The following is a 19,956-nucleotide window of genomic DNA, read 5'->3' as shown; positions in this document are numbered from 1 at the left end:
TTTATTGAGTTAAACGAATGCTATACCAATAAACCTATCTTCTCGTAGACCTTCTTTAGGGTTACTTCGGCTCTCGCTTGCGCGCGTTCGGCGCCATCATGCATCACCTGGTTAAGCAGGCTTTGATCCGCTCTGAACTCGCGATATCTTGCTTGCAAAGGCTCTAGCATAGCCACAACCGCTTCACCGGTGGCGCCTTTTAAATGACCATACATCTTGCCTTCAAATTCAGCTTCTAGGCTCGCGATAGACTGACCAGTAACGCCGGACATTAGGCTAAGCAAGTTAGACACCCCAGGCTTTTGTTCCATATCAAAACGCACAACGGGCGGCTCTTCGCTATCAGTCATCGCTTTTTTTACTTTCTTTAGGATGGCTTTAGGATCCTCTAATAGGCCAATGACATTGTTACGATTGTCATCTGACTTTGACATCTTCTTCAACGGCTCTTGCAGTGACATCACCTTAGCGCCATGTTCTGGAATAAATGGCTCTGGAATGGTGAAGGTGTCACCATAGGCATTATTAAAGCGAGTGGCGATATCGCGAGTCAGCTCTAAATGTTGCTTCTGATCTTGACCTACGGGTATTTCGTTCGCTTGATATAACAAGATATCCGCCGCCATTAATACTGGATAGCCAAATAAGCCGACGTTAATGTTGCTGGCGTGCTTTTGTGATTTGTCTTTAAATTGCGTCATGCGGCTTAGCTCACCCATCTGGGTGTAGCAATTTAGCGCCCAACCCAGTTGAGTATGCTGAGGTACCTGCGACTGAATAAATACTGTGCTCTTTTTTGGATCAACGCCGCATGCCAGGTAAAGTGCTAAGGTATCTAAACAGGCTTCACGCAGGGCTTTTGGGTCTTGGCGCACGGTAATGGCGTGTAAGTCGACCACGCAGTAGAGGCAATCATGGCTGTCTTGCATGGCAACCCACTGACGGAGCGCGCCCATATAATTGCCTATGGTGAGTTCGCCTGATGGCTGCGCGCCGCTAAGTACTATGGGTTTCGACATGGGTCTGGTTGCTCCAATTAATAAAATAAGATTTGAGAATAAAAGATATCACACACAGGCTGAAGGCAAGTACTCACTAATTTGAGCCAAGTCATCACAGACCGCATTGGGTTCACTTAAGCTGATATGTTCACCGTAGTTGTAGCCATAGGTCAAGCCTATTGAGCTCACCTTGGCCGCTCTAGCCGCTAAAATATCATTCTTAGAGTCACCAATCATCAATAATTCATCAGGTTGCATCTGCCAAGTCGCTAATACATGCGCTAAAGGCAGTGGATCTGGCTTCATTTTCGCTAACGAATCACCGCCTAGCACTAAATCAAAAAACTCTATCAGCCCAAAGGCACGTAGCAGTGGCACGGTGAACTTGTGGGGTTTGTTGGTGACGAGTGCCAATTTAAAGCCTGCCTGTGTTAATGCGGTTAAGGTCTCGATAACATTGGGATAAAGGCTACTGTGCTTTTCAAGATGATACTCGTAATGGATAAGAAACGGCACCATAGCTTGTTTGAGTTCGTCTTTTGATACCTCACGACCCAAGGCATAGCTAATGGCCCTCTCCATCAGCGCCTGAGTTCCATTACCGACCCAAGACCGCACTTGAGCTTGACTCACCTCTGCGAGGCCAAGCTCTGCTAAAGTGGCGTTGGTTGCCGCGGCTAAATCTGGCACGCTGTCGATAAGCGTGCCATCTAAATCGAAGGCGATGGCCTTGATTGAATTCCATTTCGTCATAAATTTAGCATTACGCCTTGGCTAATTCGGCGCGCATCTTATCGACCACGACTTTGTAGTCTGGCTGGTTAAAAATGGCTGAGCCCGCGACAAACATATCGGCACCCGCAGCTGCAATCTCGGCGATATTATCCACTTTAACCCCGCCATCCACCTCTAGGCGGATATCAAAGCCACTGGCATCGATGCGAGCGCGCACTTGGCGTAACTTATCTAAGGTCGCAGGAATGAATGATTGACCGCCAAAACCCGGATTTACCGACATCAGTAAGATAACGTCTAGTTTGTCCATCACATGATCGAGATAATGCAATGGCGTTGCCGGATTAAACACTAGTCCCGCTTTACAGCCTGATTCTTTGATAAGCTGCAAAGTACGGTCAATATGCTCTGAGGCTTCTGGATGGAAAGTAATAATCGAGGCGCCAGCCTTGGCAAAATCAGGAATAATGCGATCCACAGGCTTAACCATAAGGTGTACATCAATATCGGCGGTAATGCCGTAATTGCGTAGCGCAGTGCAGACCATAGGGCCTATGGTTAAATTGGGCACATAATGGTTATCCATCACATCGAAATGCACCACATCGGTACCAGCATCTAATACCGCTTTAACGTCATCACCTAAGCGGGCAAAATCTGCAGATAAAATAGAGGGAGCAATTAAAAATGGGCGCATAGTCGTCTCTGGCAAATATAAGGAGGCTTAGTTTACCCTTTGGAACGCTTTGCCTCTAGCCTAGTGGAGAAAAAATCAACTTTTTCGCCATTAAAGCGTGAACCAAACACAGGTTTTAGCTCGGTTTATTAGGCTCATGGCCATCCAAGGTTCAGCAGCAAGTCGTATTTTAGCGAAACCAAGTGAAAAACTGTGTTCAATATCTAGCCAGCTTTGGTATACTCGGGTGAGAAATTACAGTGATAGGCCTAGCTTGGCTTATAAAAGGATGCTGAATTAGATGGATTTACCCAACAGAGGCACTCAACAATGAGTAACCAAATTAATAATTTATCTCAAATACCTACCCATGGCCGCCGCGCTGCAGGTTTTGTGTTCATTAAACCTCTGCTTGCATTAGCCGTCTTAGGCCTGACTATTATTGCCACCCAATACAGTTTAACTGTGCAAGCTAGTTTAGCCGCAAATAATGCCTGCCAATGCAGTGAAAACGCCAGCTATAACGCCTTACTCCCAAGTAGCCATCCCAATAACCGCTGCGCCACTGAAAATACCGACGTCAGCTGGAAAAATTGGCTTACCGGCAAGAGCCGCTCAAATCAGTTTCATTTCTTAGATTTATTAGAGCTGCTTCACGGTCATAAGAGCAATACCACAGACGACATCCCCACCAATAGTGACACCCCTCTTTAGATGCGGGTGCTATGGCAAGTTTTCACTAGTACCCTAGCGGCTTTTTTTGGGGTGCAATCCAACGACAATCGCCAGCGGGACTTTCAAAACCACTCGCCACTGGCCTATATTGCCATGGGCATTATTATGGCTGTGTTGTTAGTGGTGTCACTTATCTTACTGGTTAATCAGGTACTGGCTTAAGCGCTTTTTTAACTAAGCTGAGATTAACTCGCCACCCTGCTAATCTTCGAACCACCCAATCCTAGTAGGATTTCATTCTTCATCTTCACGGTAGTGATGATCATACAACGCCATGATTTCATCCACTTTCTTACGTGAACCACCATTTTGACTTATGTTTCTCTGCACTGAGATAGAACCCAGCTTAGCACCACGATAAAGCTCTCTGGTCAGGGGGATATCATGATTACTGATAAGCACAGGTATGCCTTTAACTAAGGCCGTATGACGGGACTCTCTTGCGAGGATAGCTTGATCATCCAGACTAAAACCTGGGCCCACATAAGTGGTGAAACTGGCCGTTGTTGAAAGTGGTGCATAGGGTGGATCGCAATAAATGACGTCATCTTTTTCAGCTAGGGCAAATGCCTCTTCATAACCAATACATTTAAATTCGGCGCGCTGGGCTTTCTCAGAAAAATAGCGAATTTCATTTTCGGGAAAATAAGGTTTCTTATAAGTACCAAAGGGGACATTAAAACCACCTTTGCGATTATAACGGCATAGGCCATTGAAGCCATGGCGATTCATATACAAAAAATACACAGAGCGGGCGAACGGATCTTGTGTCTGATTAAATTTTTCACGCACGTCAAGATAGGCCTGCTTGTCATTCATCTCTGGAATAAACAAGGCCTTCGCTGCAGTAATATAGGCTTCAGGAGTTTGCTTGATGATATTGTAGAGGTTGATCAAGTCCGGATTAATATCACACAACAGATAGTCGTCATAATCTGTGTTTAAAAAAACCGACCCTGCGCCAACAAAAGGTTCTATTAACCTTTTACCTTTAGGTAGCTGCTTTGCTAGCTCATCAACGAGTTTAAACTTCCCGCCAGCCCATTTAAGAAAGGCTCTATGCTTTTTTGTCATTAATGATACGGCCAGCAAAAATAAAGCTCATGATTATACTCTGTTTAATTCTATTTTTCATCGTCACTGTGCTCTATTCGAAGCTATACTGCTGCAAATCAGCCCAGCGCCTTAACCAAGGGTCACCCAAACCTAAGCGCTTCAACTCTGCAGCTTTATTTCTTGCCTGTGCCTCCGATGAAAAATTCCCTACAAATAACAAGAAATGCCCCGTTTGACTGGCATGTATCACCAACTCAGAACGAGGAATTTGAGTTAAAATAGGTCTCAAGGAAGCTCGCTGGGTAACGTTTGCCAATTGTAATGTATAACCATTTTTATAGGGTGCTTTGCCTAAGTTTGCCTCCGGCTTTACCTTAGCTGTGGGGCTTTGGCTTTTAACAGCGGCGACGTTATTCTGAATTCTAGAAGCAGGTACCGCTTTAGTATTTTCTGCAGCAACAGATACATTGCCGACCACTGACACTGGGGCTAATTTTGCCAACGGCGGGCTGGTTTCACTATTGAGTTGTCGCTGAGCTAATTCCTGAGCTTGTGCAATGTCTTTATCTTGCTGTGTTGCTTTCTCTTGCAGGCCGAGGGGTTGCGCCCTATCTGGACGGCCAATGGATACGCCCCCATTATCTGTCTGGTTTAGTGTGCTAGTCAAAGGCTCATCATCGTTCTGGTTAGCGTTAACAAGCTCAGTTTGCAACAGCTCGCCTGGTGATAAGTGTAAATTTAACGGGCTATTTCGTTGCCACCAATAATGGCTAAGCAACTGCTGGCCATAATCTATAAGCCAATTGTCCTGTAGACGCTCAACTTCTGAAGCAAACTTAACCTTGCTAAAGCCTAACGATTTACCCTCATTCCAAAGACTGGGATTAGTAAACAACCACCAAGCTAATATGGCTGCCAGTATGCCCATAAAGGAAATTAGCCGTGAATGACGTTTTGGCGAGTGCTTGTTTGCATTTTTGGTTTCTAATGCAGTTGCAAGTAAGCTCACCACTTCAGCTGGGGTCCCCGCTTGCTTCTCCAACAACCCAGACACTATGTTTCTTGGGGTGAAGGCATCTTGTTCACTTCTTAATAGCAAGCTTTGATATAAGGCCTCACGTTCTGCTATCGGCAAAGGCTCAATTATCACTTGCAGTACAGAATCATCTACCGCTTTACCTAACTCGGCCAACAAGGGCTGCCAAAACTTATTTTCTATGGTGAAGGTCACTGAAACATGCTTACCGCCACAGGACATTTGGCTCAGTAAAATACACTCAGCCCACAGTACCTTAGGTAAAAGATGGGCATCGTCGATAATAATATGCAGTGGTTTCGTTAAGTAGGATTGAATGCGCAACAGGGTATCGGTAAGCGGGAGTTCATCATCGAATATGGGATCTGAAATAAGTTGAATAAGGATCTTACGGCGGATTTCATTACTGTCTACATGTTGAGGGCAAACAACCAATGCTGAATTAATCTCTTCAAGCTCACTGGCAAGCGCCGCAGCAAGGGTGCTTTTCCCCGAGCCCTTAGCACCACACAAAACCAATAATTGCTCGCTATAACTAGCCATGTGTTGCAAGCGTTGGACCAGCATTTCCTGTGTTGGCAGCAATAACATATTCAGTAGCTCACTATTCGGCGTGCTAATGTTAAGACGGGTTGATAACCTGCGCTAATAAGGCTTCATCCACATCACTATAAATTCCAGCCTGGCCTATGGCTTGAGGTAATATCAGCCTAATTTTACTCGCCAGTACCTTTTTATCCCGGCGCATATGTCGCATATAGTCAGAAAACGCCATGCTTTGCGGCCCATCAATAGGTAAATCAAATGCACGAAAGAGGTTTTCTATTCTTTGCACGCTGAGAGCATCCAATAGACCCAGCGCTAAGGCAGTTTTGGCCGCCAGCACACTTCCTGCGGCAACCGCTTGACCGTGCAACCAATTACCATAACCCATTTGCGCTTCAATAGCATGGCCAAAAGTATGACCTAAATTCAACAATGCCCGCACACCTTGCTCTGTCTCATCTTGAGACACAATATCGGCCTTAATAGCACAACATTTGGCGATAGCATAAGTCAGCGCCTGCGTATCTAACGCCTTAAGTGCTGCGATATTGTTTTCTAACCAGAGGAAAAACTCGGCATCCCAAATGATACCGTATTTGATCACCTCAGCCATACCTGCGTCAAACTCCGCTTTAGGCAAACTGTGTAAACACTGGGTATCGATAATCACACATTGAGGCTGATAAAATGCCCCAATCATGTTCTTACCTAAGGGATGATTAACCGCAGTTTTTCCACCGACAGAGGAGTCGACTTGCGCTAATAAGGTTGTGGGAACTTGAACAAAAGGCACCCCTCTTTGATAACATGCGGCGGCAAAGCCTGTCATATCACCAATCACACCGCCACCTAAGGCCAGCAATGTGGTATCCCGAGCGTAGTTTTTTTCTAATAACGCCGAAAAAATCTGCTCTAAATGGGCTAAATCTTTATTTTTTTCACCATCAGGCAACACAAAAACGTCCACAGAGGCACAATCTGCCAACGCGGCTTTGACTTGAGTTAAGTACAAAGGCGCGACAACATCATTTGTGACAATGAAGACTTTCTTGGATTGAAGCGATTGAAAGGTCTGCTGCTGTTTTAACAGATCTAAGCCAATGTGTATGGGATAACTTCTGTCACCTAAATTGACTTGGATCTGTTGCATAAGAGGACCTAAAAACCGAGTTGCTCAATAATTTGATTGGCGACTATCTTTGCGCTTTGCTCGTCTGTCTTAACGATAACATCGGCAATCTCTTCATACAAAGGATTACGAGTTTCAGCAAGATTTTCAAGCACTTCTCTCGGATCGTCTACCTGTAACAAGGGGCGGCGCTTATCTCTTTGAGTACGAGCTACCTGCTTGTCTATTGTGGTTTCCAAATACACAACGATGCCGCGAGCTGAAAGATGGTTACGTATGTCTTTGCTCTGGACAGAGCCGCCACCGGTCGCAAGTACTATACCTTGCTTCTCGGATAAGTCGGCTATGACTTGAGCTTCACGACGACGGAAGCCTTCTTCACCTTCAACATCGAATACCCAAGCAATATCCGCACCTGTGCGTTGCTCGATTTCGTGATCTGAATCGTGGAATTCTAAATGCAGCAGTTGTGCCAGATGGCGACCAATTGTGCTTTTACCTGCGCCCATAGGGCCTACCAGAAAAATATTGCGTTTTTCAGCCATTTCGTATACGTCTGAATCTTATATGAAAAGTATGCCTTATCGACTTAATATCAAGCCGACCTATTATTTAACCTTGCTCTAAATGAGTCTTGACGGAGGATTATCTCAGTTATCACATGCTGCTTGCAAGCTAAGACGAGCATTAACAGCTATTTTATTAGTTCGGTCGTCACAATATGGCTAAGGAAACTTAAGTTTAGTAAGAAAGCACCGACGCCAACCTTATAATAAACAAGCTATTAATATTAAAAGCCAGCCATAAAGCTGGCTTTTGCCGGTTCTAAACTCATTTGCTTTTGTTTACAGCTTTTCTGTCACTATCTTAGGTGTCACGAAAATCAGCAGCTCTTGGCGCTCATTTTTGTCCGTGGTATTCCTAAACAAGAAGCCAACATAAGGAATATCACCTAAAATTGGCACCTTGCTGACGCGGCTAATGAGGTTCTGTTGATAAATACCACCTAACACTATGGTTTCGCCGTTATCAACCAAGACTTGAGTGCCAATACGTTGGGTGTCGATAGCCACGGCAGGCCCCGTTGGGGTATCAACGGTTTTACCCTGTGAGTCTTGGGTAATTTCAAGATCTAGGATCACTCGATTGTCTGGAGTAATTTGCGGGGTTACCCGCAGTGACAACACGGCTTTCTTAAAGGTCACAGATGTAGCACCACTGGATGTGGACTGCACATACGGAATTTCAACACCTTGCTCAATGTAAGCGGCCTTCTGATTTGACGTGGTGATTCTTGGGCTGGCAATAATTTCACCTTTATTCTCCTGCTCTAAGGCGCTTAACTCTAAATCGAGAATGGTGCCGTCAGCTAATTTGGCCACATGAAAGGCTATGCTGGTGTGGTTGCTCGCGGCGGCAGGTAAATTGACATTTAACCTGTCATCAATGCTAGGCACAACCCCATTAGCAATGTTCTGCGAGCCGGTTAACGATCCTGATGTTCCCTTAGTACCTTGTTGATCCGTTATGCCCCAACGTATGCCTAAGTCTTCTGAGACATCGTCTTTAACTGTGACCATGCGTGATTCAATCAATACCTGCTTGATCGGAATATCCAGCACTTCAATAAGGCGGTGAATATTATCTATGATGTCAGCAGTGTCTTTGACCAGCAAGGTATTGGTTCTTTGATCAACCGCAACGCTACCCCGAGTGGATAACAGGCTAGAGTCTTCACTCTTAAGCAGCTCGGCAATGTCTATGGCTTTGGCGTAGTTAATTTGTAAAAACTCAGAGTATAGTGGTGCTAGCTCTTTCACTTCTTGTTTGTTCTTTAAATCTTGGCTTTCACGAATGGCTAATTCTTCGCTTGGCGCCACCATAAGGATGTTACCTTCGATGCGCTTATCCAGCCCCTTGGCTTGTAAGATAAGATCTAAGGCTTGATCCCAAGGCACATCATCTAGACGCAGAGTAATGTTGCCTTCGACCGTATCGCTAGTGACTAAATTGAAGTTGTTATAATCGGCAATGATCTGTAATACCGTGCGCACAGAAATATTTTGAAAATTTAGCGATAATGTTTTACCGCTGTATTTTTTATCTTCTTTAGCTATGGATATCCGCTCGACTTTGTCGATATCGATTTTAAACACATTGCCTTCTTGGCGGTAGTCATAGTCATAATTACCATCAACATCGACAATAATACGCGTGGTTAAATCATCTTTAAAGGTTTCAAAACTGACCACTGGCGTCGCAAAGTCCTGCACGTCCATCACATAAAGCAACTCTGATTTTATGTCTGTGTTATACAGTTTGATTTCAAGCTTTGAACCCACTTGCTCAACATTTGCCGCAACAGAGCGATTATTTAATTGGATAGATAATTGACCACCGCCGGTTTTGCTACGGCGAAAATCAATATTACTCACGGCATTAACGAAAGGATCATCAGCTTGTTGAGGGCCAGCTTGGGCATCATTAATCGTCAAACGATAGCTATTACCGACTATCTTGCCTTGATAAGGCTTAACGCTGTTTAAGTTTAGAGTCACTCTCAATGCCGAATCATCTTGCTCTGTGATTAAAGAGTCAACCCCAACACTGTTGATGACTACTTTATCACTAGATAATTCTGACACTGTATCGGCAAAGTTGAGCATGATCTGCGCGGGTTCGGCAGATAAATCCACTTGCGGTGACATTATGTCTGACTCAAATACCAGTTCTAATTCTAATTGGTGATCCACAAGCGAATGATATTTCACATCCATTAGTCGGTTTGCGGCCAGCGCATTAGGTAAGATGCCAATACTTAAGATTATGGCGAATAGATATTTCATCACTGATTGACTCTTTTTTACTGTCGTTATCGCGGCAGAAGATTTCATCATTCCTTCATCCTTCGCTCGTTATTTACCGGATAATTCTAAGTTGCTGGATCTTTCCGTCCAGCAACCTGAACCATCAGGTATTAATTCTAATATTTCTATAAATTGCAACGTCACTTTAGCAATTCGGCCATGGTATAAACCCACAAATTCCCCTACCCCTAAACGATATACGTTTCCATCGGTGGACTCCAATAACGCCCAAATAGTGTCACCTTCACTTAAGGTCCCCCGCATTTTCAAATTATCTAGGGCGTAGGTTTCTAAGCGGCCTTTACGTCTTTGTAAATCAGGCTGTAAACAATCTTTGCTGGTGTCGACCACTTCTTCGGTCAATTCCCGCGAAGGCGGAACAAATGGGCTACGCATTAATTGAGCTTGATAAACAAAATGCTCAAATTTAGGCGGTTCTTTTAACGGTGGAATCCGGGCTACGTGTTGCGCTTTTGTGGTAGTCACAAATAACTCAAGATCGCTACGGTCACCCACACAAGCGGTTAGCAAGAATACCAAAGCCAATAAAGACAAATGTTTCATCATTATTTCCCCTTAGCCTTAGGTAATTCTTTGGGTAGTTCGGCCCCTTCTTTAAATCGATAGGTCTTGGCTAGGATATTCATTGATAATTCGCCAGACTCGTCTTTTACAATTGAAAAATCATGCAAACTGACAATACGTGGCAATTTGGCTACGGCGCTGACCATATCGCCGATTTCATGGTAATTACCATTCACTGTCATCTTAATAGGAAATTCAATATAAAAGTCACGCTCGATTTCAGCCTCCCAATCTAGGCTAGTGATCTTAAGGCCTGCATCTGTGGCAACAAAAGTAAGATCATCGAGTAATCCTGGCATTTCATTTTCCGAGGGCAACATTTTTAATAACTCAGCGAACTGCGCTTCCATTACCACTAGTTGTTCTCGGTATAATTTTAGATTAGCTGCTAATCGGTATTTATTCTCAAAATCTTGGCGTAATTTAATTTCTTCATTTTGCTCATAAGAAAGGGTATCTATGGCATCGGAAATAAATAAATAATAACTGCCCGCAAGCACCACTACCGAAAGTATGGCAGCAAAAACCAACTTAACTAATTTTGGCCAGCCACCAATGTTTTCGAAATCAATATCGTTAAACTGTTCAAGGTCGAAATTCATTTCTTCGCTCCTTGGGCGGTATTGCCACCAGCATCGAGCTCAAAACTACTCGTTTCACGAATGGCTATTCTTAACTTAAAGCGCTGTAACAAGCGAAGCTCTTCATTTTGCGCCACGATAGACTGCATACTCGGGTCGTCCAAATATTCAGAGGTCTTTACCTTACGCATCATATTGGCAACATTATTATTAGATTCACTGCGCCCTTCTATCCAAAGTACGCTGCCCTTTTTATCTATGCTTGATAAGTAAATTCCCGGCGGCACGATACGCACCAATTCATCTAAAACATGAGTGGGAAGATTCCTAGATTGCTGCAAATTGAGAATAATTTCTGTGCGCCGCTCGATGTCTTTTTTCCGCTCGGTAATTTTACTTATCTCTTCTATTTGCGCATCGAGCAAACTAATTTCGGATTTCAAGTAGGCATTGCGTGACCTTTGGTTTTCAGTCATTCCCTCTATCAAACTTAAAGAAAGATACGCCACCAATGAACTCATGAGAAAAACCAGCGCAAGTGTCCCCATATAATCACGCTTTTGCTTCTCTCGGGCTTCTTCACGCCAAGGGAGTAAATTTATATTCGCCATTGAGCATAACTCCTTAGCGCCAAACCACAGGCAACCATGTATTTATTCACATTTGGCTGTAATTGAGACTTAATGAGTTCATCCCCATGCAAACAACCTAAAAATGGATTAGCAACCACAGTGTTGATGCCCAATTCATTCAAAAGTAATGCTTCCATACCCTCTAATTTGGCCGTGCCGCCACACAGCACTATATAATCTACTTTTTCTTTACCGCTGGCGGTCGCATAAATTTGCAAGGTACGTTTTACTTGCTGCAATAATTGAGTTTGAAAAGGAGATAACACTTCGAAGGTATAGTTCCTTGGTAATTCGCCTTTAATTTTAGCGTTTTCAGCTTCATCGTAAGACATACCATAGGTAGACAAAATGGCCTGAGTAAACAGTTCACCACCAAAGGCTTGCTCTCGAGTGAATATGGTTTCACCTCGTTCAACCACAGCAAAGGTAGTCATATTGGCACCAATATCGACTAAGGCGACAGACTTTTCTTCCGCGCCAGGGGGTAACTGAGCCATGATTAGTTCGGCAGAACGCCCCAAAGCATAACCTTCTACATCGACCACTTTTGCATCTATATCTATGGCATCGAGGGCATCGACTCTAGAATCAATATTCTCAGTTCGACAAGCACTCAATAGCACGTCCACTTTAGTGGGATCGGTTTTATTGGTTTTTAAGGTTTCGAAATCTATGCTAACTTCATCGAGGGAATAAGGAATTAAGTTATCGGCTTCAATTTCAATTTGAGCTTCCATTTCCTCTTCGGTGAGTGAAGAGTCCATGTAAATAACCTTGGTCATCACAGCGGAACCAGAAACAGAAACAGCGGCAAATTTTGCCGATTTAGGTAAGCCACGTTTGACTTGCTTTAGCGCCTCAATCACGGCTGCGGAATCGCGAATATCATGATCAACTACCGCACCTTTTTTTATCGGTACGCAGCTGTGAGCTTGAATTTTATAACCGTCAGCAGTTTTGCCCAATAGGATAGCTTTGATTTCATAAGAACCAATATCTACCCCTATCATTTGCGGTGCCTGAGGACGCCAAAATTTTGAAAGCATATTCATCATCACACTATTGTTATGTGTTAAAAGAGATTAGCACAAAATCAACTTCTTATACGTATTTGCAACAAATGTTTGTGAAATACATAAATAGTCTATTTTACTTGTATGTTTTTACTTCACCTCCTTCATTCACGCTTATATACTAACGCTTCTATTTTTTGTTTCTGGGATTTCAGGTTGAAGTGGTTTAAACGATTTATCATAGCCCTATTTAGTCTAGCCTTGCTCGGTATAGGTACCATTACCGCCGCATATTTTTACGTGCTACCTGAATTGCCTGATGTAACCACACTCAAAGACATTCAGCTGCAAACGCCGCTGCGAATTTACAGCAGTGATGGCAAGTTGATCTCGCAATTTGGCGAGAAACGCCGTATCCCCCTTAAACTCGAAGAAGTGCCTAAGCCATTAATCCAAGGGTTTTTGGCCATCGAAGACACCCGTTTCTATGAGCACAAAGGCATAGACCCCATTGGCGTGCTCCGCGCCGCTTTCGTCATGATAGCGACCGGCGAGAAGAAACAGGGTGCCAGTACCATCACTATGCAAGTGGCGCGTAATTTCTTCTTAACCCGTGACAAGACCATTATTCGTAAGGTGAAGGAAATATTTATTTCTTTGCATATAGAGCAGCTGCTCAGCAAGGATGAAATTCTCGAACTTTATGTTAACCGCATTTATTTAGGTCAAAGAGCCTACGGTGTTGGCGCCGCAGCGCAGGTTTATTTCGGTAAAGAAGTGCAAAACCTAACCTTGGCTGAAATGGCGGTTATTGCAGGCTTACCCAAAGCACCTTCGACATTAAACCCTATCACCTCTGCGACTCGCGCCTTGGCAAGGCGCAACTTAGTCTTGATGCGTATGCATGAGGTGGGCTTCATTAACCAGTTTGAATACCAAGACGCGCTGTCTCAACCTATTACCGCCTCTTACCACGGCGCCGAAATTGATCTTTATGCCCCTTACATCTCTGAGATGGCCCGCGATTACATGGTGCAAAAATACGGCGAAGAAGCTGCTTACACTAATGGCTATAACGTCTACACCACGATTTCATCTGACCTACAGCTGATGGCCCAAGATGCATTGCGGGATAATGTGTTTGCCTATGATGAACGCCATGGCTATCGCGGCCCAGCTGCGACTCTATGGGCAACGCAGCAGCCGAGCACAGAAGAAATCACTAGCGTGTTGAATAAGACTGCCTCAGTTCAGGGCATTATTCCTGCTGCGGTATTGAGCGTCACTGAGCAGCAAGCTAAGGTCATCGATGCTCAAGGGCAAGAAATAACTCTTGAATGGCAAGGCCTTAAGTGGGCTCGCAAGTTTATCAACGATAAGCGTCAAGGTAATCCACCTAAAACCGCGGCGGAAATTTTAACCCCAGGTCAGCAAGTCTGGATCAGGAATAATGGCGAGTTTTGGCAGTTATCCCAACTTCCAGAAGTGTCCAGTGCCACTGTGTCTTTGGACCCTAAAAATGGTGCGATCCGCACGCTTGTAGGTGGATTTAGTTTCAGCCAAAGTCAATACAACCGTGTGACTCAGGCAAAACGTCAATTAGGTTCGAACATCAAGCCTTTCATCTATGCCGCCACCTTAGAAAAAGGCTACACCTTAGCGACCTTGATCAATAACGCGCCAATTAATAAGCCGGATACTCGTCAAGGCACGGCATGGCGCCCGAAAAACTCTCCAGATATCTACGGAGGACCGACGCGTTTACGTGTGGGTTTAGCTCAGTCTATCAACGTCATGTCTGTGCGCGCGATGCGACATGTAGGCATACCCGCCACAATAAAAAAACTCACCGAGTTTGGTTTCGATGCCAGTGATTTACCTAGCAATGAATCTTTAGCCTTGGGGTCCCCTTCGGTAACCCCACTGCAAGTGGCCGCAGCTTTTAACGTCTTCGCCAACGGTGGTTATTTGGTTGAACCTTATTTCATCGATAAAGTTACCGACGCCTTCAGTACGGTTATCGAAGAAGCGAACCCGACGTTAGCTTGTACACCAGCGGCGCCAACCTCAGACGCTAACCCGGCCTATGATGAATTTGGCGCTCAAACAAGCACCATGAACCAAGTGGATGGACAGAGCCAATGCGGTAACGACACATCCCGCTTTGCCCCTCAAGTTATCTCTGAGCAAACAGCCTTCCTCATCACCGAAGCCCTCAAGAGCGTGATTTGGGGCGGTGGCGACTGGAAGCACGGTACAGGTTGGCAAGGCACGGCATGGCGAGCGGCACGCTTAATTAAACGCCATGATATTGCAGGTAAAACCGGTACCACTAACGAAGCTCGAGATACTTGGTTCAGTGGTTTCGGCCCGACGCTCACCAGCACCTTCTGGGTTGGATTTGACGATCATAGACGTCAGCTTGGCCGCACCAGTTGGTTGGCGAATGGCCCTTCCGATCAAATATCGGCGGGAGAAGCCGGTGCTAAGACTGCAGGCCCTGGCTGGAATGACTTTATGAATAAAGCCCTGAAAGGCGTGCCAGAGGTTGCAGTGGTGCCGCCAAAGGGCATAGTCTCGGCTCGTATCGATTTAGCCACGGGCAAGCTCACTCGTAAAACCGACCACACGACAGCATTTGAGTATTTTGCCGCCGGCACCGAGCCCAAAGAATATGTCGCTGACACACCGCAACATGACACTAACTTTACAGATAATCCTGCGGAAGACTTATTTCAATAAGTTTGATTTTCACCCATAAAAAAAGCGCGATTATCGCGCTTTTTTTATGACTTCAAATTTTGTTGCTTCGAGACTGATAGCCTCCCAAAGATATTAATCCTGTTTTTTGACTGCGATGGCGGCGCTCACTTGATTAACCGCAGTGCCGCCCAGAACATTACGCTTTGAAAGACACGCCGCTATGGTGAGGTTTGGATACACGTCATCACTGATTTCTTTAGCGAATGCCTGCAACTGGGTTAGCGTAAGGTCTTCAATAGGCTGTTGCTGCGTAATGGCAAATACCACCACTTCGCCCACCACATGATGAGCCTCACGAAATGGCATGCCTTTAGCGACGAGATAATCGGCCAACTCAGTGGCATTGGCATAGCCTTGTTGTGCGGCCTGGAGTGCAGGCTCACGGTTCACTTTCAAGCCCGATAACACTAACGCCGCCATGTCTAAGCAAATGGCCCAGCTGTCTACCACATCGAACAAGCCTTCTTTATCCTCTTGCATGTCCTTGTTATAGGCCAGCGGCAAGGCTTTCATTGTGGTGAGAATACCCATTAAACTGCCATACACACGGCCGGTTTTGCCACGAATAAGCTCAAGAGCATCGGGATTTTTCTTCTGCGGCATTAATGAAGAGCCTGAAGTGACGTCATCCGCTAATGAGATAAAGTTCGCCTCCCCTGAATTAAAGAAGATTAAGTCTTCAGCCATACGGCTCAAGTGCATCATACTTATGGATGCCGAGCTGCAGAGTTCCACCACGTGATCCCTATCGGACACGCTGTCTAAGCTATTGAGGGTCGGGCGAGCAAAATTCAGCGCCGAGGCTAATGCATGTCTGTCGATGGGATAGGCGGTACCCGCTAAGGCGCCTGAGCCAAGGGGGCAAGTATCGGCGCGCTTTAGTGCATCTGTTAAACGGCTTAAATCACGCTCAAACATTTCCACATAAGCTAAGCACCAGTGACCAAAGGTAATGGGTTGCGCCCGTTGTAAATGGGTATAACCTGGCATTACCGCATCCACCTCGCGCTCAGCAAGGGCAATGAGTTCGCTGCGCAATGTATTCAAGCGCGCCAGTAATGCCGCCCCTTCACGTTTACACCAGAGCTTTAAGTCTGTAGCCACTTGATCATTTCGTGAGCGCCCCGTGTGCAACTTCTTACCTAAATCGCCCACTTTGGCAATCAATTTTTGCTCAACGAAACTATGAATATCCTCAGCGCCAGTGCTGATAATCACCTGTGGGTCATCGCCGACTTCCGCCAGCAGCTCCTTAAGTGCAGCTTTTAATTCTGTGCACTCTGCAGCGCTGATAACCCCAACGCTTGCGATAGCATCTGCCCAAGCGATGGAGCCTATGACGTCTTGTTCAAATAAACGGTAATCTACCGGTAATGAGTCATTAAACAATTTGAACAGTGCACTGGTTTCACCTTGAAATCTTCCGCCCCATAATGCCATTTCAATTTCCTCTGCTGCTTCATTCTCTACGGCTAAAACTAAGGGCGCCGTATTATTGCGCCCTATCGATTAACACTGACTAAATAATTAATATGATTAGTTACTATTCATGGCGCGAATGCGGCTTGCCAAAGAATATAAACGGATAAAGCCTTCGGCGTGTTTTTGATCGTAGACATCATCTTCGCCAAAGGTGGCGAAAGATTCTGAATATAAGCTATTGGGAGAGCGTTTTTTTACCGCCGTTGCCTGGCCTTTATAAAGCTTAATCACCACATCGCCATTAACGGCTTCGGCTAACGACTCAGATGCCGCCAATAAAGAATTACACAGTGGCGTAAACCAGCGGCCATCGTAGACCAAGTGAGCCATCTGGGCTGCAACTTGCTCCCGCCATGTGCGGCTAGTTTTATCCAGCACTAACTCCTCGATAGCACGAAGCCCAGCAAACATCACAGTGCCGCCTGGGGTTTCATAACAGCCACGAGACTTCATGCCCACTAAGCGGTTTTCGGTAATATCGATACGGCCAACACCGTGTTTGCTTGCGATATCATTTAATTTCATCAAGGCATTGTATGGAGATAGTACTTGTTCGTTCACATGGGTCACGCGGCCATGTTTGATCGACAAGGCCACATATTCAGCCTCATCAGGCGCATCTTCTGGGGCAACAGTGAGTGTCCATACGCCTTTTGATGGCTCATTCCATGGATCTTCTAGTTCACCACCTTCATGGGAAATGTGCCAAGCATTGGCATCACGGCTGTAAATTTTGGTTGCAGAGGCGCTGGTTTGAATGTCCCTTGCGGCCAAATACGCTAACAAGTCTTCACGGCTGCGCATTTCCCACTCACGCCAAGGAGCGATGACTTTAAGATCTGGCGCTAGTGCAGCAAAACAGCCTTCGAAACGCACTTGGTCATTCCCTTTGCCAGTACAGCCATGACACAGAGCATCGGCGCCGACTTTACGGGCAACTTCAACCTGAGCTTTGGCAATAATCGGTCTTGCCATTGAAGTGCCTAATAGATAAGTCCCTTCATAGATGGCCCCTGTGGCTATGGTTGGGTAGATATAATCTTTAACAAATTCTTCTTTTAAATCGACAATATGACATTCACTGGCACCTGAGGCTAAGGCTTTTTCAGTCAAGCCCACCAGCTCTTCTTCGCCTTGGCCCACATCGGCGCAGAAGGCAACGATTTCACAATCATCATAGGTTTCTTTGAGCCAAGGAATAATGGCCGAGGTATCTAAGCCGCCTGAATAGGCAAGCACCACTTTTTTAACGCCGGTTTTTTTTACTGTTGAAGACATAATTTTCCTACCCGTTATTCCTAGCTGTTATTCCTAGCTGTTAGGAATAACCGTTAATAGATGAAGCTAAAAGTTTGATGTAAATATGAATTAGGTAAGTAGACTCACCAGCAAGGCATTTTGTGCATGCATGCGATTTTCAGCCTGAACTAAGATCAAGGAGCCTTCGCCGTCTAAGACTTCATCTGTCACTTCTACGCCGCGATGGGCTGGCAAGCAGTGCATAAAATAGCGGGCGCCGGCTTTTGACATCAAGGCTTTGTTTACCTGAAACTTGGCAAACTTTTGTTTGATATCATCTAAGTTTGTACTGTCACCCATGGAGATCCAAGTATCAGTATAGATGGCATCTTGGTCAGATAACTCAGCAATATTAGTACTGAGTATTATCTTGCCGCCATGTTGTTCGGCTAATGCCTGGGCTTCACTGACTATCAAGCCATCAGGGAAGTGACCTTCTGGACACACCACTGTCATTGTCATGCCAAGAATGGCGGCGCCATACAGTAAGGAGTGAGTCACATTATTGCCATCGCCCACATAGGCAAGCTTAACTTGACTTAAATCATCAAACTGCTCGGCCAAGGTAAGGTAATCCGCCAATGCCTGACAAGGATGATACAAGTCAGACAAGGCATTAATCACAGGCACTGAGCCATATTTAGCCAGCTTTTCAATTGTGCTATGCCGGTAAGTACGGGCCACTATCGCATCGGCCCAGCAAGATAAATTAGCGGCAAAGTCTGCCACAGATTCACGCTTACCTATGTCACCATTTTGCTGATCTAAATACAGGCAGTGGCCGCCGAGCTTATTAATACCGATATCGAAACTGACTCGGGTTCGCAGTGAGGGTTTTTCAAATAACATCACTATGCTTTTTCCCGCTAGCGCATGGCGATATTGAGCAGGCTGCGCCTTGATCTCTTTTGCCAATTTAAGTAACGCTAACAACTGAGGTTGAGTAAATTCTTTTATCGATAATAAGTGCTTCATACCACTGCCCTAAATAGTCTATCTGTAATTTTACATGTGATTTATCTTGTTTACGGTTGGATTTGAGTGCCAACAGACTGACCTAATACCAGTTTTTTTAGCTGCTCTGCATCGCGCCATGAGGCCACTTGTACTGGTTTGCCCATCCACTGCGCCACTTCTAATGCCGCTTCCACTTTCACTTTCATGCCTTTCTCGATAACGCCTTGCTTTACTAAGGTTTCGATTTCGGTTTTGTTTAAGCTAGCGATAAGCTGGCCTTTACCATCCAGCACCCCAGACACATCAGAAAGTAATACCAAGTTGCCGTTAACCAGTTTAGCTAACGCCGTCGCCGCTTGGTCAGCATTAACATTAAGCATGAGTCCGTCGGCAGATACCGCGATGGAACTGCATATAGGTAACCAGCCTTGATCTAAGATAAAGTTCAGATAGGTGGCATCATTTGGACTCACTTCACCCACCAAACCTAAACGTTCATCTTTAATCTTTGCATGCACAGTATTGCCGTCACCTAAGCTCATGCCCACGCTCACAAGGCCAGCTTTAGCCGCTGCCGCTTGCAAAATTTTATTAGAGGTACCGGCTAATGCGCCCACCACAATAGGAATTTGATCCTCAGGTGTAACGCGAAGGCCATCAAGCTTAATGGTCTCTTTGCCATTGGCGGTTAGCTGTTCATCCACCAAACAACCGCCGCCATGGACCAATAATACCTTTTGCCCTGTGGCTATCATCTGGGCGGCTGCCGTCATCAAACGTGACATGCCCATCTCACACTGAAGTAAAGCCCCGCCAACTTTTAATACCAACACACTCTTGTTATCAGACATTCACTGCCCCTT

General features: G+C 45.3%; 19 protein-coding genes. 3 read left to right on the top strand and 16 right to left on the bottom strand.

Features of this window, described 5'->3' with window-relative positions; all coding sequences use genetic code 11:
* Window positions 1-20: 20 nt before the first annotated feature.
* Genes trpS through rpe form a run of 3 tightly spaced genes read right to left on the bottom strand, consistent with a single transcriptional unit; the run spans window position 21 to window position 2,433 of the window.
* Complete coding sequence (gene trpS, locus SDEN_RS01450; protein WP_011494732.1) at window positions 21-1,019, bottom strand: tryptophan--tRNA ligase; 999 nt, start codon at window positions 1,017-1,019, stop codon at window positions 21-23.
* Between the two features lie 48 nt (window positions 1,020-1,067).
* Complete coding sequence (locus tag SDEN_RS01445; RefSeq protein ID WP_011494731.1) at window positions 1,068-1,754, bottom strand: phosphoglycolate phosphatase; 687 nt, start codon at window positions 1,752-1,754, stop codon at window positions 1,068-1,070.
* A gap of 10 nt (window positions 1,755-1,764) precedes the next feature.
* A complete protein-coding gene (gene rpe / locus SDEN_RS01440) occupies window positions 1,765-2,433 on the bottom strand; it encodes a ribulose-phosphate 3-epimerase (protein WP_011494730.1) in 669 nt (222 codons plus the stop codon).
* A gap of 309 nt (window positions 2,434-2,742) precedes the next feature.
* Between rpe and SDEN_RS20640 the strand changes: the two genes are divergently transcribed.
* Both SDEN_RS20640 and SDEN_RS01430 read left to right on the top strand, forming a co-directional pair.
* Window positions 2,743-3,126 carry a hypothetical protein gene (locus SDEN_RS20640; RefSeq protein WP_011494729.1) on the top strand — a complete coding sequence of 128 codons (384 nt, stop codon included), beginning with the start codon at window positions 2,743-2,745 and terminating at the stop codon, window positions 3,124-3,126.
* The gene (locus tag SDEN_RS01430) at window positions 3,127-3,309 is read left to right on the top strand and encodes a DUF2970 domain-containing protein (protein ID WP_011494728.1); all 183 of its coding nucleotides are present in this window, start codon (window positions 3,127-3,129) and stop codon (window positions 3,307-3,309) included.
* A gap of 72 nt (window positions 3,310-3,381) precedes the next feature.
* Here the strand turns inward: SDEN_RS01430 and SDEN_RS01425 are convergent, their stop codons facing one another.
* The 9 genes from SDEN_RS01425 to SDEN_RS01385 form a co-directional block, all read right to left on the bottom strand.
* A complete protein-coding gene (locus tag SDEN_RS01425) occupies window positions 3,382-4,221 on the bottom strand; it encodes a Dam family site-specific DNA-(adenine-N6)-methyltransferase (RefSeq protein WP_011494727.1) in 840 nt (279 codons plus the stop codon).
* Between the two features lie 73 nt (window positions 4,222-4,294).
* Window positions 4,295-5,782 (bottom strand): AAA family ATPase, encoded by a 1,488-nt coding sequence (locus SDEN_RS01420; RefSeq protein ID WP_232279915.1) that lies wholly within the window; start codon window positions 5,780-5,782, stop codon window positions 4,295-4,297.
* 79 nt (window positions 5,783-5,861) lie between these two features.
* Window positions 5,862-6,935: a 3-dehydroquinate synthase gene (gene aroB, locus SDEN_RS01415; RefSeq protein ID WP_011494725.1), complete on the bottom strand. Its 1,074-nt coding sequence runs from the start codon at window positions 6,933-6,935 to the stop codon at window positions 5,862-5,864.
* Between the two features lie 8 nt (window positions 6,936-6,943).
* Window positions 6,944-7,459 carry a shikimate kinase AroK gene (aroK, locus tag SDEN_RS01410; protein WP_011494724.1) on the bottom strand — a complete coding sequence of 172 codons (516 nt, stop codon included), beginning with the start codon at window positions 7,457-7,459 and terminating at the stop codon, window positions 6,944-6,946.
* 300 nt (window positions 7,460-7,759) lie between these two features.
* Window positions 7,760-9,808 (bottom strand): type IV pilus secretin PilQ, encoded by a 2,049-nt coding sequence (locus SDEN_RS01405; protein ID WP_041405950.1) that lies wholly within the window; start codon window positions 9,806-9,808, stop codon window positions 7,760-7,762.
* Between the two features lie 21 nt (window positions 9,809-9,829).
* On the bottom strand, window positions 9,830-10,345 hold the full coding sequence (locus tag SDEN_RS01400) for a pilus assembly protein PilP (RefSeq protein WP_041405949.1): 516 nt from the start codon (window positions 10,343-10,345) through the stop codon (window positions 9,830-9,832).
* Window positions 10,346-10,347: 2 nt separating this feature from the next.
* Entirely contained in the window at window positions 10,348-10,968 is a 621-nt protein-coding gene (locus tag SDEN_RS01395) for a type 4a pilus biogenesis protein PilO (protein ID WP_011494721.1), read from the bottom strand.
* On the bottom strand, window positions 10,965-11,558 hold the full coding sequence (locus SDEN_RS01390) for a PilN domain-containing protein (RefSeq protein WP_011494720.1): 594 nt from the start codon (window positions 11,556-11,558) through the stop codon (window positions 10,965-10,967). Before SDEN_RS01390 ends, SDEN_RS01395 begins: the two co-directional genes overlap by 4 nt.
* Window positions 11,546-12,625, bottom strand: coding sequence for a pilus assembly protein PilM (locus SDEN_RS01385; protein ID WP_011494719.1), 1,080 nt, complete (start codon window positions 12,623-12,625; stop codon window positions 11,546-11,548). The genes SDEN_RS01390 and SDEN_RS01385 overlap by 13 nt, the downstream gene beginning before the upstream one ends.
* A 183-nt stretch (window positions 12,626-12,808) precedes the next feature.
* Here SDEN_RS01385 and SDEN_RS01380 point away from each other — a divergent pair, with 183 nt between their 5' ends.
* A complete protein-coding gene (locus SDEN_RS01380; protein WP_041405627.1) occupies window positions 12,809-15,334 on the top strand; it encodes a penicillin-binding protein 1A in 2,526 nt (841 codons plus the stop codon).
* A gap of 93 nt (window positions 15,335-15,427) precedes the next feature.
* Here SDEN_RS01380 and argH read toward each other — a convergent pair whose 3' ends face one another.
* From argH to argB, 4 genes are all read right to left on the bottom strand, one after another.
* Complete coding sequence (gene argH / locus SDEN_RS01375; RefSeq protein ID WP_011494717.1) at window positions 15,428-16,795, bottom strand: argininosuccinate lyase; 1,368 nt, start codon at window positions 16,793-16,795, stop codon at window positions 15,428-15,430.
* Window positions 16,796-16,891: 96 nt separating this feature from the next.
* On the bottom strand, window positions 16,892-18,115 hold the full coding sequence (locus SDEN_RS01370) for an argininosuccinate synthase (protein ID WP_011494716.1): 1,224 nt from the start codon (window positions 18,113-18,115) through the stop codon (window positions 16,892-16,894).
* A 90-nt stretch (window positions 18,116-18,205) separates the two neighbouring features.
* Window positions 18,206-19,111 (bottom strand): ornithine carbamoyltransferase, encoded by a 906-nt coding sequence (locus SDEN_RS01365; RefSeq protein WP_011494715.1) that lies wholly within the window; start codon window positions 19,109-19,111, stop codon window positions 18,206-18,208.
* 50 nt (window positions 19,112-19,161) lie between these two features.
* Window positions 19,162-19,944, bottom strand: coding sequence for an acetylglutamate kinase (gene argB / locus SDEN_RS01360; protein ID WP_011494714.1), 783 nt, complete (start codon window positions 19,942-19,944; stop codon window positions 19,162-19,164).
* Window positions 19,945-19,956: the final 12 nt, after the last annotated feature.

It is taken from the genome of Shewanella denitrificans OS217 (genome assembly GCF_000013765.1).
Classification (GTDB): domain Bacteria; phylum Pseudomonadota; class Gammaproteobacteria; order Enterobacterales; family Shewanellaceae; genus Shewanella; species Shewanella denitrificans.
The sequence above is the reverse complement of the archived record's forward strand: the minus strand, read 5'-3'. Positions and strand labels throughout refer to the sequence as shown.